Origin of the sequence: Micromonospora sp. NPDC093244 (assembly GCF_040683695.1) — a bacterium.
GTDB lineage: Bacteria > Actinomycetota > Actinomycetes > Mycobacteriales > Micromonosporaceae > Micromonospora.
Genome location: NZ_JBFBEO010000002.1, coordinates 630,986 through 645,552, shown reverse-complemented (window position 1 = coordinate 645,552; position 14,567 = coordinate 630,986). Strand labels below are relative to the sequence as shown.

Here is a 14,567-nt window from a genome sequence, read left to right as displayed (position 1 = left end):
GGATGGCGCGCGAGACACCCGCAGGCGATCTGCGCCTGGCCGACCTCACCAAACGGTTCGGCATCTTCACCGCCGTCGACGACCTCAGCCTGACCATCGCGCAGGGTTCGTTCTTCGCGCTGCTCGGCGCGTCCGGCTGCGGCAAGACCACCACGCTTCGGATGATCGCCGGCCTGGAGGAGCCGACAAGCGGCCAGGTGCTGCTCGGCGACACCGACATCGCCCGGCTGCGACCGTACAAGCGGCCGGTCAACACCGTCTTTCAGAGCTACGCGCTCTTCCCGCACCTGAGCATCTTCGAGAACGTCGCCTTCGGGCTGCGCCGACGCGGCATCCGCTCGGTCGACGACGAGGTCACCCGGATGCTGTCGCTTGTGCAGCTCGACGGCTACGGCAGCCGCCGGCCGGCCCAGCTCTCCGGCGGCCAGCAGCAACGCGTCGCGCTGGCCCGCGCGCTGATCAACAGGCCGCAGGTGCTGCTGCTCGACGAGCCGCTGGGCGCGCTCGACCTGAAGCTGCGCCGGCAGATGCAGATCGAGCTGAAGCGCATCCAGACCGAGGTCGGCATCACCTTCGTGCACGTCACCCACGACCAGGAGGAGGCCATGACGATGGCCGACACCGTCGCGGTGATGAACGCCGGCCGGATCGAGCAGCTCGGCGCACCTGCCGACCTCTACGAGTTCCCCGCCACCGCGTTCGTGGCGAACTTCCTCGGCCAGTCGAACCTGCTCGCCGCCGAGGCCGCCGGCACCACCGGCGGCGACGTCGCGGTGACGGCGCACGGCTCGCGCTTCTCGGTGCCCGCCGGCCGGTCGCGCGCCGACCGGGGTCCGGTCCACCTGGGGGTACGCCCGGAGAAGCTGCATCTGGTCGGCTCCGCCGACCAGGTGCCCCAAGGACATCAGCACGTCACAGGTGTCGTCACCGACGCCTCCTACGTGGGGGTCAGCACGCAGTACCTGCTGCGTACCGGCTGGGGGACCGAACTGTCGGTCTTCGCCGCGAACAGCGGCGCGGTGGCGCAGGTGCCGGTCGGCAGCGAGGCTGTGGCGTACTGGGATCCGCGGCACGCGTTCCTGCTGCCCCGGGACGCCGACGACATCGACCGGACCTCGCCGGTGCTCGACGAGCCGGTGGGCGCGTCGTCGTGACCCTCCTGGCCCCCACCCGACCGGGGCAGCCGCCGAGCGTGCCACCGGCAGCCCGGTCCGGGCGGCGCCGGCTCCTGCCGTACCTCCTGCTGTTGCCCGGCGCGGCCTGGCTGCTCATCTTCTTCGGTGTGCCGCTGCTGCAGCTCGCCGCGGCAAGCCTGTACGACCCCAGCGGCTCGCTCTCCACCGGGTACGCGCTGACGTGGGCGTTCGGCAACTACCCGGAGGTGCTCCAGGCGTACTGGCCGCAGTTCCTGCGCTCGTTCGGCTACGCCGGACTGGCCCTGGTGCTGGCGCTGCTGCTGGGCTACCCGTTGGCGTACGCCATCGCGCAGAAGGCCGGCCGGTGGAAGAACCTGCTGCTGGTGTGCGTGGTGGCGCCGATGTTCACCAGTTTCCTGGTCCGCACGCTGGCCTGGAAGACGATCCTGTCGGACAACGGCGCGCTCGTCGGCCTGCTGCGGGACGTGCACCTGCTCGCGCCGGATGGCCGGCTGCTGGCCACCCCGTTCGCGGTGGTGCTGGGCCTGACGTACAACTTCCTGCCGTTCCTGGTGCTGCCGCTGTACGCGAGCCTGGAGCGGCTGGACCCCCGGCTGCTGGAGGCGGCCACCGACCTGTACGCGAGCCCGGCGCAGGCGTTCCGGCGGGTGACGCTGCCGCTGTCCATGCCCGGTCTGGTCGCCGGCACGCTGCTCTTCTTCATCCCCGCCAGCGGTGACTACATCAACGCCGAACTCCTCGGCACCCCGAACGAGTACATGATCGGGAACGTCATCGACTCGGCGTTCCTGGTCCGGCTGGACTATCCGCAGGGCGCCGCACTGTCGTTCCTGCTGATGGCGGCGATCCTCGCGGTGGTCTTCGGCTATCTGAGGCGGGCCGGCACGGAGGAGGTCCTGTGAGACTTTCGCGGTGGTTGGCGGACCGCTGGGTGATGATCGTGGCGCTGCTGGTGCTCGGCTACCTGGCGCTGCCGATCCTGGTGGTGGCCGGGTTGTCGTTCAACAGGCCGTCGAGCCGGCTGTCGTACGACTTCAACGAGTTCACACTTGACAACTGGCGTCAGCCGTGTGCCACCTCGGACATGTGCGACGCGGTGGTCCGCAGCGTGCAGATCGGCTTCATCGCCACGGTGGTGGCCACCGTGCTCGGCACCCTCATGGCGTTCGCGCTGGTCCGGCACCGCTTCCGGGGCCGGTCCGGGGTCAACGTGCTGATCTTCCTGCCGATGGCCACCCCCGAACTGGTGATGGGCACGTCGCTGCTGGCCCTGTTCGTGTCCGCAGGGGTGCCGCAGGGCTTCTGGACTATCGTGATCGCGCACGTGATGTTCTGCGTGTCGTTCGTGGTGGTCACAGTGAAGGCGCGGCTCGCCGGGATGGACCGGCGGCTGGAGGAGGCCGCCATGGACCTCTACGCCAACGAGTGGCAGACGTTCCGGCGGATCACCCTGCCGCTGGTGCTGCCCGGCATCGTGGCCGCCGCGCTGCTGGCGTTCTCGCTGAGCTTCGACGACTTCATCATCACGAACTTCAACGCCGGCACCACAGTCACGTTCCCGATGTACGTCTGGGGCGCCGCCCAGCGGGGCATCCCGCCGCAGGTAAACGTCATCGGCACTGCCATGTTCGCGATCGCCCTGCTGCTGGTCGGGCTCAGCTCGCTGCGCGGCAGGCGGGAACGCCGCGCCAACCTGCTGGCCGGTACGGCCTCGGTTCGCCGGCCGTCATGACCGTCCCGCAGGTCGGCCGGGCGCTCGCCGACGCGGCGCCCCTGCCGTACTGGCTCGACCGACCGGAACGCCCCGACCCGCTGCCGCCGCTCACCGGCCCGCGGGACACCGACCTGCTGGTGATCGGCGGCGGGTACGGCGGTCTCTGGGCCGCGCTGCTGGCCAAGCAGGCCGACCCCGACCGCGACGTGCTGCTCGTCGACGCCGGTACCTGCGGGTGGGCGGCGTCCGGACGCAACGGCGGGTTCTGCGCCGCCTCGCTCACCCACGGGCTGGCCAACGGCGTCGACCGGTTCCCCGACGAGGTCGGCGAACTGGAACGCCTCGGCCGCGCCAACCTCGACGCCATCGCCGCCACCGTCGACGAGTTCGGCATCGACTGCGACTTCGAACGCACAGGTGAGCTGGTCGTCGCCGTCGAGCCGTACCAGCTCGACGGGTTGGCCGCCGACGCGGAGTTGGCCCGCAGGTACGGCCACCGGGTGCGGCTTCTGGACCGCGACGAGGTACGCGCCGAGGTCAACTCGCCGACGTACCTGGGTGGGATGGTCGACGCCGACCGGGTCGCCATGGTGGACCCGGCGAAGCTGGCCTGGGGCCTCCGCCGTGCCTGCCTCGACCTGGGCGTACGCGTGCACGAACACACCCGGGTCACCGGCCTGCATGCCGACGGCGCGGCCCTGCACGCGGTGACCGCCGGCGGGCCGGACGCCGCTCCCGGCTCGGTGCGGGCACGGCGGGTCGTGCTGGCCACCAACGCGTTCCCGCCACTGCTGCGCCGCCTGCGGGCGTACGTCGTGCCGGTCTACGACCACGTGCTGATGACCGAACCACTCACCCCCGCCCAGCGGGACACGATCGGCTGGCAGAACAGGCAGGGGCTGGCCGACACCGGCAACCAGTTCCACTACTACCGGATCACCGCCGACGGGCGGATCCTCTTCGGCGGCTACGACGCCGTCTACCACTACGGCAACCGGGTCGCCCCCGAACTGGAACAGAACCCGGCCACCTTCACCACCCTCGCCCAGCACTTCTTCACCACGTTTCCGCAGCTCGCCGACGTGCGCTTCAGTCACCGCTGGGGCGGCGTCATCGACACCTGCACCCGGTTCTGCCCGTTCTTCGGCACCGCGTACGACGGTCGGCTCGCGTACGCGGCCGGCTACACAGGCCTCGGTGTCGGGGCCACCCGCTTCGGCGCCCGGGTGCTCCTGGACCTGCTCGACGGCGGGAGCACCCCGCTGACCCGGCTCGACCTGGTCCGCCGCAAGCCCCTGCCGTTCCCGCCGGAACCCGTGCGCGCGATCGGCATCAACCTCACCCGCTGGTCACTGGCCCGCGCCGACGCGCGCGAGGGCCGGCGCGACCTCTGGCTCCGTACTCTCGATCGTCTCGGTTTGGGGTTTGATTCCTGATGCGTGTCCTGCTCGTCGGCGCCGGTGGCGTCGGCTCCGCCGCCGTAGCCATCGCCGCCCGACGGACCTTCTTCGAGACCATGGTCGTCGCCGACCACGACCCCGCCCGCGCCGACCGCGCGGTCGCCGAGCACGGCGACCGGTTCGTCGCCGCGCGCGTGGACGCCGCCAATGCCGACGCGGTCGCCGCGCTGTGCCGGGAGCACCGGATCACCCACGTGCTGAACGCCGTCGACCCGCGCTTCGTCCTGCCCGTCTTCGAGGGGGCGTTCGCGGCCGGCGCCGACTACCTGGACATGGCGATGTCGCTGTCGCACGCCGACACCGGCGTGAAGCTCGGCGACGACCAGTTCGCGCAGGCCGAAGCCTGGGCGGCCGCCGGCCGGCTGGCGCTGTGCGGCATCGGCGTCGAACCCGGCCTGTCCGACGTTTTCGCCCGCTACGCCGCCGACGAACTCTTCAGCGAGATCGACGAGATCGGCGTCCGGGACGGCGCGAACCTCACAGTCGACGGCTACGACTTCGCGCCCTCGTTCTCCATCTGGACCACAATCGAGGAGTGCCTCAACCCACCTGTCGTCTGGGAGGCCCACCGGGGCTGGTACACGACCGAACCGTTCTCCGAGCCGGAGGTCTTCCACTTCCCGGAGGGCATCGGGCCTGTCGAGTGCGTCAACGTGGAGCACGAGGAGGTGCTGCTCATCCCGCGCTGGGTCAAGGCCCGGCGGGTCACCTTCAAGTACGGCCTCGGCGACGAGTTCATCGGGGTGCTCAAGACGCTGCACAAGCTCGGCCTGGACGCGGTGTCCCCGGTGCGGGTACGCGGTGTCGACGTGTCCCCGCGCGACGTGGTGGCCGCCAGCCTGCCGGACCCGGCCACCCTCGGCGCGCGGATGCGCGGCAAGACCTGCGCCGGCACCTGGGTCCGTGGCCTCGGCCCGGACGGGCAGCCCCGGGAGGTCTACCTCTACCACGTCGTCGACAACGAATGGTCGATGCGGGAGTACGGCCACCAGGCGGTGGTCTGGCAGACCGCCGTCAACCCGGTCGTCGCGCTGGAACTGCTCGCCGCCGGGGCGTGGGCCGGTGTCGGGGTGCTCGGCCCCGAGGCGCTACCCCCGATCCCCTTCCTCGACCTGCTGACCGACTACGGGTCGCCATGGGGCATGGAGGAGCGCTGAACCGCACTCGTTGACAACATCCCGACACGGTCGCCGGTCGCCGCCGCAGACCGAACCGGGGCTGAGTGACAGGTGCTGATATGCGGCTTTGGTCGGTAGATGTGGCGGCACGATCGGCCCTGCCCGACCGGCCTGAAGACTTACCGCAGGTGTCGACTCGTCGCCGGGAACACCGCCCACCGATCATCCCCGCCGGAGCGAACGACGCCTGTGACAGACGCGACGGTGGATATTGCGTACGGTGTTTGCGACGACACTCATCGCCGTGACGATGCAACCACCGCAGAATCCCGGTCCGCCGTTCAGCCCCGGACCCCCACCGCCTGCCGCGCCGAACTGGTTCCGCCGCGCCAGCTCGGGCCACCGGGCCGCCGTCATCATCGGCTCGATCACCCTGTCGGTCCTGCTGCTCTGCTGCACCGGCACCGCAATCGTCGGCGCGCTTGACGGTGAGCCGGAGCCGAGCCGTACCGGCACCGCCGCCGAACAGGCAGGGCAACCCATCGTGGCGGCACCCGCCGAGCCGTCCGAGGAGGCGGCGTCGCCCGTCGCTGATGCCCCCACCCCGGCCGCACCGACCCCGTCCAGCGTGGCGCCCACACCTGTGGTGCAGGTGACGACAGTGGCGGAGCGGGCCACGATCCGGTACGGCGAGCGGACCGTCAAGGACTCGTCCCTGGCCGAGGGCAAGCGGGTGGTCCGCACCAAGGGCGTCAACGGTGTGCAGACCCTGACGTACGAGGTGACCACCACGGATGGGGCCCAGACAGGAAAGAAGCTTGTCAGGTCCGTCGTGACGAAGCAGCCGGTGACGCAGGTCGTCGCCGTCGGCACCAAGAAGGCCCGGTCATCGAACTGCGACCCCAACTACACCCCCTGCGTCCCGATCGCCAGCGACGTCGACTGCGCGGGCGGCAGCGGCAACGGCCCGGCCTACGTCAGCGGAGTCGTCAAGGTGATCGGCGACGACATCTACGACCTGGACCGAGACAACGACGGCTACGGCTGCGACTAACCCCCTTCCCCCCCGCCCCCCGGCCCTCCTCCCCGCCCCTCCTTCCCGGCGATCTTGCACTTTCTGTGCTCACATTTTGTCCTTATCGGACATAACGTAGACAGAATGTGCAAGATCGCGGGGGAAGGGAGGCGGGGTAGGGAGGGCGGGGTGTGGGGGCGCTAGCACGGGTGGGGTGGCGGTGGGGGTTGTCCACAGGTGGGACTGTTTTCCACAGGTGGGCTTTGGGGGGCGTTCTTCGGGGCTTCGGGTGGTCAGCCTGCTGTCATGGCTACTCAGTTGTGGCGCACTGACGCGCTGATGCGGGAACTCACCATGAGCCGGATCCGTACCCGGCTCGACCGCGAGGAATTGTTCCGGGTGCGCAGAGGGGTCTACGCCGATCAACCCTGCGGGGACGACGACGAACTCCGTGCACTGATGCTGCGCCTACCCGACGGGGCGATGTTGGCACGGCAGAGTGCCGCCCGCCGACACGGCTTCGGGGTGCTGCGCGACGACCTGATCCACATTCGGCTGCCCTCCGAGTTGCCAAAGCCCCGCCTGCCCGGGGTGGTCGTACACCGGACGGTTCTCCCCGTCCATCCGGTCGTCGTCGGAGGCCTGCCCTGCGTACCGGCGGCCCACTGTGCCGTTGACCTGGCTCGCGCGGTTCGGCGGCTCGACGCACTGCCCGTACTCGATGCTGCCCTCCGGTCGGGCGTGGTCACCCGGGATGACCTGCTGGCGGAGGTCGCGGCTCACAGGGCGTTGCGTGGGGTCTGCCAGGCCCGGCAACTCATACCGCTGGCGGACGGACGGGCGGAGTGCCGACAGGAGAGCCAACTGCGACTGATCCTGATCGACGGAGGCCTGCCCCCACCGGAGCCACAGATCTGGGTGACCGACAGCTGCGGCATCCCTCTCTACCGGCTCGACCTGGGCTACCGCGAGCGTCGGATCGGCATCGAGTACGACGGACTGTCGCACCTGAACCGTGACCGGCTCAGGCACGACCGGGAACGGGTCAACTGGCTGGATGCCGCCGGTTGGCGAATGCGCTACTTCACCGACCGCGATCTCTACCGCCGCCCCCAACACATCAGAGCCACCATCCGCGCCGCCCTCTCCTAACCCCGCCCCTCACCCCGTCGATCTTGCACTTCCCGTCACGACAAATGCCACCATAGAAGGCATTCCGGCAACACGAAGTGCAAGATCGACGGAGTGAGGGGCGGGACGGGGTTAGGGGGCTAGGCGGGAGCGGATCAGGAAGCGGACTCCTTCGGGTGCCTCCAGGGAGAAGCCGCTGCCTCTGCCCGGCACCACGTCGACTGTCATCGTGGTGTGTTTCCACAACTCCCACTGGGACGTCGACATCCAGAACTCGACGGGTTCGGAAACCCCGTCGACCGAGAGCGAGGCGAGCAGCACATCGGACGAGCCGGTGCGGAACTCGCCAGCCGGGAAGCACATCGGGGCGCTGCCGTCGCAGCAGCCGCCGGACTGGTGGAACATCAGCGGCCCGTGCCGCCCCCGCAGCGACCTGATCAACTCGGCCGCCGCGGGGGTGAGTGAGACCACGGACATCAGAAGAAGCCGAGCTTCTGGGTGGAGTAGCTGACCAGCAGGTTCTTCGTCTGCTGGTAGTGCTCAAGCATCATCTTGTGGTTCTCCCGGCCGATGCCGGACTGCTTGTACCCGCCGAAGGCGGCGTGCGCCGGGTACGCGTGGTAGCAGTTCGTCCAGACCCGGCCGGCCTGGATTGCCCGCCCGGCCCGGTACGCGGTGTTCATGTCCCGGCTCCACACGCCCGCGCCGAGGCCGTACAGGGTGTCGTTGGCGATCTTCACGGCGTCGTCGAGGTCGGCGAACGAGGTCACCGAGACGACCGGCCCGAAGATCTCCTCCTGGAAGATGCGCATCGAGTTGTCGCCCTCGAAGATGGTTGGCTCAACGTAGTATCCGCCGGACAAGTCGCCGCCCAAGTCCGCCCGTGATCCTCCGGTCAGTACCCGGGCGCCCTCCTGCCGGCCGATGTCCAGGTAGGACAGGATCTTCTCGAGCTGGTCGTTGGAGGCCTGCGCACCGATCATCGTCTCGGTGTCCAGCGGATGCCCGGCCACGATCGCCTTCGTGCGTTCCACGGCCGCGGCCAGGAAGTCGCTGTAGTGGCCCTGCTGGATCAGCGCCCGGGACGGGCAGGTGCACACCTCGCCCTGGTTGAGCGCGAACATGGTGAAGCCCTCGAGCGCCTTGTCGTAAAAGTCGTCGCGCGACGCGCTCACGTCGTCGAAGAAGATGTTGGGGCTCTTGCCGCCCAGCTCCAGGGTGACGGGTTTGATGTTCTCGCTGGCGTACTGCATGATCAGCCGCCCGGTGGTGGTCTCACCGGTGAACGCCACCTTCGCCACCCGGGCCGAGGACGCCAGCGGCTTGCCGGCCTCCACGCCGAAGCCGTTGACGATGTTGAGCACGCCCGGCGGCAGCAGGTCCGCCACCAGCGACAGCCAGTAGTGGATGGACGCGGGGGTCTGCTCGGCCGGCTTGAGCACCACGGCGTTGCCGGCGGCCAGAGCGGGCGCCAGCTTCCAGGTGGCCATGAGGATCGGGAAGTTCCACGGGATGATCTGCCCGACCACGCCGAGCGGCTCGTGGAAGTGGTACGCCACGGTGTCGTCGTCGATCTCGCCGAGGGAACCCTCCTGGGCCCGGATCGCGCCGGCGAAGTACCGGAAGTGGTCGATGGCAAGCGGGATGTCGGCCGCAAGTGTCTCCCGGACCGGCTTGCCGTTCTCCCAGCTCTCGGCGATCGCGAGGGATTCCAGATTGTCCTGCATGCGGTCGGCGATCCGGTTGAGGATCAGCGCCCGCTCGGCCACCGAGGTACGCCCCCAGGCGTCGGCGGCGCCGTGCGCGGCGTCCAGGGCCTTCTCGACGTCCGGGGCCGTGCCCCGGGCCACCTCGGTGAAGGCCTGACCGGTGACCGGGGTGGGGTTCTCGAAGTAGCCACCACCGTGCGGCTTGACGTACTCGCCGCCGATGAAGTGGTCGTAACGGGACTGCCAGTGGGTGGGCGCGTCGTAGCGCGTCATGGTTACCTCCGCCGTCGTGGTGCGGGTGTGCCGACGGCGACGCTAGTTTCCAGAACGTTGCAGCCACGTTGCGCGCGCAAGGTCGTACTCCCGGGCAAGCTGGTCGATGCGCGCCAGGGCGAGCGGCCGGCGCGGCGTGCCCACCGGCAACGCCCGCGCCAGGGCCTGCCAGGCGGCCAGGTCGTCGGCGCCGGCGGGAGTCGCGGTCCAGGCCGTGAGCAGCGTCGGGTCCGCGCTGGCCAGCACGGCCGCGCGGAGCTGGCCGTCGATGAGCCGGCGCAGTCGGGCCACTCCCGGCGCGTCCGACCCGGGCAGCAACGACCCGGGGTACGCGTCGAGCGCGCCCGCGACATCGCCCTGGTCGAGCCGTGCCGCGATGGCGGTGAAGTCGGCCCGGACGGTGCCGCGCAGCCGGTACGGGCGGGAGTCGAGCAGCTCCGGCCCGAGCACCCGGCGCAACCGGGACAGCTCCGCGCGCAGGGTGACCGGGTGCAGCCGGTCGTCGCCGTAGAGGTCGAGGCCGAGCTGTTCGCCGGTGCGACCCTCGGGGTGGTGCAGCAGCAGCACCAGTAGCTCGCTGTGTCGGCGGCCGAGCCGGATCCGTCGCCCGTCGACGCGCAGTTCCGCCTCGTCGCGGCCGAGCGCGGTCACCACTGCGACGCCCGGCTCGACCGGCCGGTCCGCGGCGAGCTGCGCCTCGGCGGCGCGGGCGGTGGCCCGGACCAGCGCCAGGCTGTGCGGGTTCGCCAGATTGTCGCCGCCGGTGATGTCGACAGCACCGAGCAGCAGCCCGGTGGCCGGGTCGTGAATCGGCGCCGCCGCGCAGGTCCACCGCTGCACCGGTCGGCTGAAATGCTCGGTGGCGAAGATCTGCACGCTGTGGTCGACGGCCAGCGCGGTGCCGGGGGCGTTGGTGCCGGCGTGGGTCTCGTCCCAACGGGCGCCGGGCACGAAGTTCATCCGCTCGGCGTGCCGGAGCACCCCCGGATGCCCCTCGACCCAGAGCAGCCGCCCGTACGCGTCGCACACCGCCATCAGGTGCGCGCTGTCCTGCGCGATGCCTCCGAGCAGGTCCCGGAAGAGTGGCAGCACGCGGGCCAGTGGATGCCCGGCCCGGTACGCGGCGAGCGCGTCGTCGCTCAGGTCGACGGGTGGGGTGGCTTCCGGGTCGAGTCGCGCCGAACGTTCCCACGAGCGGCGTACCACCTCGCGGACCCGGTGTGGCGCGGCGCCGGCGGTGAGGAACGCCTCGTGGGCGGCACCGACCTGCGCGATCCGCTCGGCCGGATCGACGCCGAACTCCAGGGCGAGCCACGGGTCAGCCATGGGGCGACCTCCTCCGGCCCTATCGTGACGCAGCTCACCCTCGATCGCCAACCGTCGAGTCGCCGGGATGGCCGGAGCAGAGATTGCCCGGACCGGATGAACGGTAGGGCGCTGCGATCCGTACCACGCGGTGACGAACACCACCGAGGACGGGAGCGACTGGCGATGAGGGTGCAGCGCAAGCACGTGCTGGCGGCGACGGTGGCGGTGCTCGCCGCGGCGGGAGTGGCGGTCGGGACCGGATTCGGGTTCGCCGGCACCGCCCCCACGCGGTCGTCGGTCTGCTCCGGCTCGGTCACCTTCTCGGCGGAGGGTGGGGCACCGGCGGCGACAAGCGACCGCTTCCCGGTGGGTACGCGGCTGCGCGTGACCAACCTGGACAACAACCGGGCCGCCACTGTGACGGTGACCGGCCCGTCGGGCAGTTGTGTGCTGCTCAACGCGGCGGCCATGGACCTCGTGCGGGAGCCGGGCAAGAACGTGATCCGCCGCAACGTGGTCGAACGCCTCGACGCCGCCCCGCCGGCCGCCGGTGCGCCGGCACCCGGCACGGTACGCCCCGGAGCCGCGTCACCGGGCGCGTCGGGCCCGGCGCCCCGATCGGCGTGCCCGGGGGCGATCACCTTCTTCGAGGAGGCGGCCGGGCCGGCGGCGACAAGCGGGCAGTTCCCGGTGGGTACGCGGCTGCGGGTGACCAACCTGGACAACAACCGGGCGACCACCGTGGCGGTGACCGGCCCGTCGGGCAGTTGTGTGCTGCTCAACTCCGCCGCCATGGAGCAGATCCGTGAGCCCGGCAAGAACCTCGTCCGCCGTAACACGGTCGAGGTGCTCCGCTAGGCGTCGGGCCGCCCGAGGGCGCCGTCGAGAATGTCGGCGCCCCGGGTGAGCTGCTCGTCGGAGATCACCAGCGGGGGCAGGAAGCGCAGCACGTTGCCGTACGTGCCGCAGGTCAGGGTGAGCAGGCCGGCGGCGTGACAGGCGGCCGAGACGGCCGCCGTGGCGACCGGGTCGGGGATGAGGGTGCCGGGCTGTACCAGCTCCACGGCGAGCATCGCGCCCCGGCCGCGTACCTCGGCGATGCGGGGATCGCGCTCGGCGGCGGCCCGGAGCCGGGGGACCAGCACGGACTCGATGCGCCGGGCGGCGGCGGCCAGGTCCAGCTCGTGCATGGTCTCGATGGTGGCCAGCGCGGCGGCGCAGGCGAGCGGGTTGCCGCCGTACGTGCCGCCGAGGCCACCGACGTGCACCGCGTCCATCAGCTCGGCCCGGCCGGTCACCGCCGCGAGGGGCAGCCCACCGGCGATGCCCTTGGCCAGGGCGACCAGGTCGGGTTCGACGTCCTCGTGCTGGCAGGCGAACCAGTCGCCGGTACGGCAGAAGCCGGTCTGGATCTCGTCGGCCACGAAGACCACCCCGGCCGCCGTCGCCCAGGATCGCAGCGCCGGCAGGAAACCGGGTGCCGGCACCACGAAGCCGCCCTCACCCTGGATCGGCTCGATCAGCAGCGCGGCCACGTTCTCCGCCCCGACCTGCTTCTCGACCATCTCGATCGCCCGCGCGGCCGCATCGGCGCCGGAGAGCCCACCGTCGCGAAGCGGGTACGACATCGGCACCCGGTAGATCTCCCCGGCGAACGGCCCGAACCGGTGCTTGTACGGCATGTTCTTCGCGGTCAACGCCATGGTCAGGTTGGTCCGCCCGTGGTACGCGTGGTCGAACACCACCACGGCCGGCCGTCCGGTGGCGTGCCGCGCGATCTTCACGGCGTTCTCCACCGCCTCCGCGCCCGAGTTGAACAGCGCGGAGCGCTTCTCGAACCCGCCAGGCGTCACCGCGTTGAGCTGCTCGCACACCGCCACGTACGACTCGTACGGCGCGACCATGAAGCAGGTGTGGGTGAACCGTTCGACCTGCGCGCGGACCGCCTCGACCACCTTCGGCGCCGAGCTGCCGACGCTCGTCACCGCGATGCCTGCGGCGAAGTCGATCCACTCCCTGCCGTCGACGTCGGTAATCGTTCCACCCGACGCGCTGTCCACGTAGGACGTGATGACACTGCCGACGCCCCGGGCGACGGCACCACCGCGCCGCTTGTGCAGTTCTTCCGAGGAGGCCACGGGTCAGCCCTCGATGTTGTGCATGACGTGCTTGATCCGGGTGTAGTCCTCCAGGCTGTAGACCGAGAGGTCCTTGCCGTGCCCGGAGTGCTTGAAGCCGCCGTGCGGCATCTCCGAGACGAACGGGATGTGCGTGTTCACCCAGACGCAGCCGAAGTCCAGCCGGCGGGTCATCCGCATGGCCCGGCCGTGGTCCTTCGTCCACACCGACGCCGACAGGCCGTAGTCGACGCCGTTGGCCCAGCGCACCGCCTCGTCCTCGTCGGAGAAGCGCTGCACGGTGATGACCGGGCCGAACACCTCGTCCTGGATGATCTCGTCGTTCTGCCGCACTCCACTGACCAGGGTGGGGGCGTAGAAGTAACCCTGCGTCCCCTGCCGGGATCCCCCGGTCCGGATCGCCGCGTGGTCCGGCAGCCGGTCGACGAAGCCGCTGACCCGGGCGAGCTGGTTGGCGTTGTTCAGTGGGCCGTAGAGCACGTCCGCGTCGTCAGGCGCGCCGGTCTTCGTGTTGCGGGCCTGCTCGGCGAGCGCCGAAACGAAGTCGTCGTGGATGCCCGGCCCGGCCAGCACCCGGGTGGCCGCCGTGCAGTCCTGCCCCGCGTTGAAGTAGCCGCCCATCGCGATGGCCTCGGCCGCCGCCGCCACGTCCGCGTCGTCGAAGACCACCACCGGGGCCTTGCCGCCCAGTTCCAGGTGGGTCCGCTTCAGATCGGTCGCCGCCGCGGTGGCGACCTCCATGCCCGCGCGGGTCGAGCCGGTGATCGACACCAGCTGCGGCGTGGGGTGGGAGACGAGGGTACGACCGGTGTTCCGGTCGCCGCAGACCACGTTGAACACACCGGGCGGGAAGAACTCGGCGGCGATCTCGGCGAGCAGCAGTGTCGACACAGGAGTGGTGTCCGACGGCTTGAGCACCACCGTGTTGCCGGCGGCCAGTGCCGGGGCGATCTTCCAGACGGCCATCATCAGCGGGTAGTTCCATGGCGTGACCTGGGCGCAGACGCCGATCGGCTCGCGCCGCACGTACGAGGTGTGCCCGGCCAGGTACTCCCCGGCGGACCGCCCCTCCAGCAGCCGGGCCGCGCCCGCGAAGAACCGGAATTGGTCCACCGCCGGCGGCAGCTCCTCCTCGGCGGTGAGCTGGCGCGGCTTGCCGGTGTTGCGGACCTCGGCGTCGACCAGCTCGGCCGCGCGGGCCTCCACGGCGTCGGCGAGCTTGAGCATCGCCCGCTGCCGCTCGGCGGGAGTGACCTCCCGCCAACTCTCGTACGCGGTGGCGGCGGCACTCATCGCTGCGTCCACGTCGGCGGCGCCGGACACCGGGGCCTGCGCGAACACCTCGCCCGTGCAGGGGTCGATCAGGTCGGCGTACCCGCCGTCGGCCGGTTCGACGTAGGAGCCGTTGACGAAGTTGCGCAGCTGCTGCTGATCACTCATGACGGGATCTCTCCGAGGGGCCGGGGTGCGGTTCTGCGGCGGTTATCGCAATCTCCCTGCCATCTTGGCCACTGAATTCGCGGCAGACAAGGGTTGCGGCGACT

At 70.7% G+C, this 14,567-nt stretch carries 13 protein-coding genes; 8 read left to right on the top strand and 5 right to left on the bottom strand.

From position 1 onward, the window contains the following. Positions 1 to 2: 2 nt before the first annotated feature. The 7 genes from AB0N27_RS13045 (at position 3) to AB0N27_RS13015 (ending at position 7,616) form a co-directional block, all read left to right on the top strand. Positions 3 to 1,154 (top strand): ABC transporter ATP-binding protein, encoded by a 1,152-nt coding sequence (locus tag AB0N27_RS13045; protein WP_364367807.1) that lies wholly within the window; start codon positions 3 to 5, stop codon positions 1,152 to 1,154. Next, the gene (locus AB0N27_RS13040; RefSeq protein WP_364367804.1) at positions 1,151 to 2,059 is read left to right on the top strand and encodes an ABC transporter permease; all 909 of its coding nucleotides are present in this window, start codon (positions 1,151 to 1,153) and stop codon (positions 2,057 to 2,059) included. Before AB0N27_RS13045 ends, AB0N27_RS13040 begins: the two co-directional genes overlap by 4 nt. Beyond that, complete coding sequence (locus AB0N27_RS13035; RefSeq protein WP_364367801.1) at positions 2,056 to 2,889, top strand: ABC transporter permease; 834 nt, start codon at positions 2,056 to 2,058, stop codon at positions 2,887 to 2,889. The genes AB0N27_RS13040 and AB0N27_RS13035 overlap by 4 nt, the downstream gene beginning before the upstream one ends. After that, positions 2,886 to 4,307: an FAD-dependent oxidoreductase gene (locus AB0N27_RS13030; protein WP_364367798.1), complete on the top strand. Its 1,422-nt coding sequence runs from the start codon at positions 2,886 to 2,888 to the stop codon at positions 4,305 to 4,307. The genes AB0N27_RS13035 and AB0N27_RS13030 overlap by 4 nt, the downstream gene beginning before the upstream one ends. Then, positions 4,307 to 5,488, top strand: a complete 1,182-nt coding sequence (locus AB0N27_RS13025; protein ID WP_364367795.1) for a saccharopine dehydrogenase C-terminal domain-containing protein — start codon at positions 4,307 to 4,309, stop codon at positions 5,486 to 5,488. Before AB0N27_RS13030 ends, AB0N27_RS13025 begins: the two co-directional genes overlap by 1 nt. 271 nt (positions 5,489 to 5,759) lie before the next feature. Further along, a complete protein-coding gene (locus AB0N27_RS13020) occupies positions 5,760 to 6,503 on the top strand; it encodes a G5 domain-containing protein (protein WP_364370658.1) in 744 nt (247 codons plus the stop codon). A gap of 267 nt (positions 6,504 to 6,770) precedes the next feature. Next, positions 6,771 to 7,616, top strand: a complete 846-nt coding sequence (locus AB0N27_RS13015) for a DUF559 domain-containing protein (RefSeq protein WP_364367792.1) — start codon at positions 6,771 to 6,773, stop codon at positions 7,614 to 7,616. A 111-nt stretch (positions 7,617 to 7,727) separates the two neighbouring features. Here the strand turns inward: AB0N27_RS13015 and AB0N27_RS13010 are convergent, their stop codons facing one another. From AB0N27_RS13010 to AB0N27_RS13000, 3 genes are read right to left on the bottom strand one after another with little or no spacing between them, the layout of a single operon-like run. After that, entirely contained in the window at positions 7,728 to 8,075 is a 348-nt protein-coding gene (locus AB0N27_RS13010) for a DUF779 domain-containing protein (RefSeq protein ID WP_364370655.1), read from the bottom strand. Next, entirely contained in the window at positions 8,072 to 9,577 is a 1,506-nt protein-coding gene (gene adh / locus AB0N27_RS13005) for an aldehyde dehydrogenase (protein ID WP_364367789.1), read from the bottom strand. The genes AB0N27_RS13010 and adh overlap by 4 nt, the downstream gene beginning before the upstream one ends. A 42-nt stretch (positions 9,578 to 9,619) precedes the next feature. Beyond that, positions 9,620 to 10,903: a GAF domain-containing protein gene (locus AB0N27_RS13000; protein ID WP_364367786.1), complete on the bottom strand. Its 1,284-nt coding sequence runs from the start codon at positions 10,901 to 10,903 to the stop codon at positions 9,620 to 9,622. Between the two features lie 165 nt (positions 10,904 to 11,068). On the opposite strand from AB0N27_RS13000, the gene AB0N27_RS12995 reads away from it, so the two are divergent. Beyond that, on the top strand, positions 11,069 to 11,743 hold the full coding sequence (locus AB0N27_RS12995) for a hypothetical protein (RefSeq protein ID WP_364367783.1): 675 nt from the start codon (positions 11,069 to 11,071) through the stop codon (positions 11,741 to 11,743). Here AB0N27_RS12995 and gabT read toward each other — a convergent pair. Further along, complete coding sequence (gene gabT, locus AB0N27_RS12990; protein WP_364367780.1) at positions 11,740 to 13,023, bottom strand: 4-aminobutyrate--2-oxoglutarate transaminase; 1,284 nt, start codon at positions 13,021 to 13,023, stop codon at positions 11,740 to 11,742. The genes AB0N27_RS12995 and gabT overlap by 4 nt on opposite strands. Positions 13,024 to 13,026: 3 nt before the next feature. Beyond that, positions 13,027 to 14,463, bottom strand: a complete 1,437-nt coding sequence (locus AB0N27_RS12985) for a gamma-aminobutyraldehyde dehydrogenase (RefSeq protein ID WP_364367777.1) — start codon at positions 14,461 to 14,463, stop codon at positions 13,027 to 13,029. Positions 14,464 to 14,567 lie beyond the last annotated feature (104 nt).

Excerpts from the sequence above, each read along its gene's own strand:
- adh (WP_364367789.1), bottom strand. The coding sequence starts at position 9,577 with ATGACGCGCTACGACGCGCCCACCCACTGGCAGTCCCGTTACGACCAC.
- AB0N27_RS13020 (WP_364370658.1), top strand. The coding sequence starts at position 5,760 with ATGCAACCACCGCAGAATCCCGGTCCGCCGTTCAGCCCCGGACCCCCA.
- AB0N27_RS12985 (WP_364367777.1), bottom strand. The coding sequence starts at position 14,463 with ATGAGTGATCAGCAGCAGCTGCGCAACTTCGTCAACGGCTCCTACGTC.
- AB0N27_RS13045 (WP_364367807.1), top strand. The coding sequence starts at position 3 with ATGGCGCGCGAGACACCCGCAGGCGATCTGCGCCTGGCCGACCTCACC.
- AB0N27_RS13025 (WP_364367795.1), top strand. The coding sequence starts at position 4,307 with ATGCGTGTCCTGCTCGTCGGCGCCGGTGGCGTCGGCTCCGCCGCCGTA.
- AB0N27_RS13030 (WP_364367798.1), top strand. The coding sequence starts at position 2,886 with ATGACCGTCCCGCAGGTCGGCCGGGCGCTCGCCGACGCGGCGCCCCTG.
- AB0N27_RS12995 (WP_364367783.1), top strand. The coding sequence starts at position 11,069 with ATGAGGGTGCAGCGCAAGCACGTGCTGGCGGCGACGGTGGCGGTGCTC.
- AB0N27_RS13000 (WP_364367786.1), bottom strand. The coding sequence starts at position 10,903 with ATGGCTGACCCGTGGCTCGCCCTGGAGTTCGGCGTCGATCCGGCCGAG.
- AB0N27_RS13015 (WP_364367792.1), top strand. The coding sequence starts at position 6,771 with ATGGCTACTCAGTTGTGGCGCACTGACGCGCTGATGCGGGAACTCACC.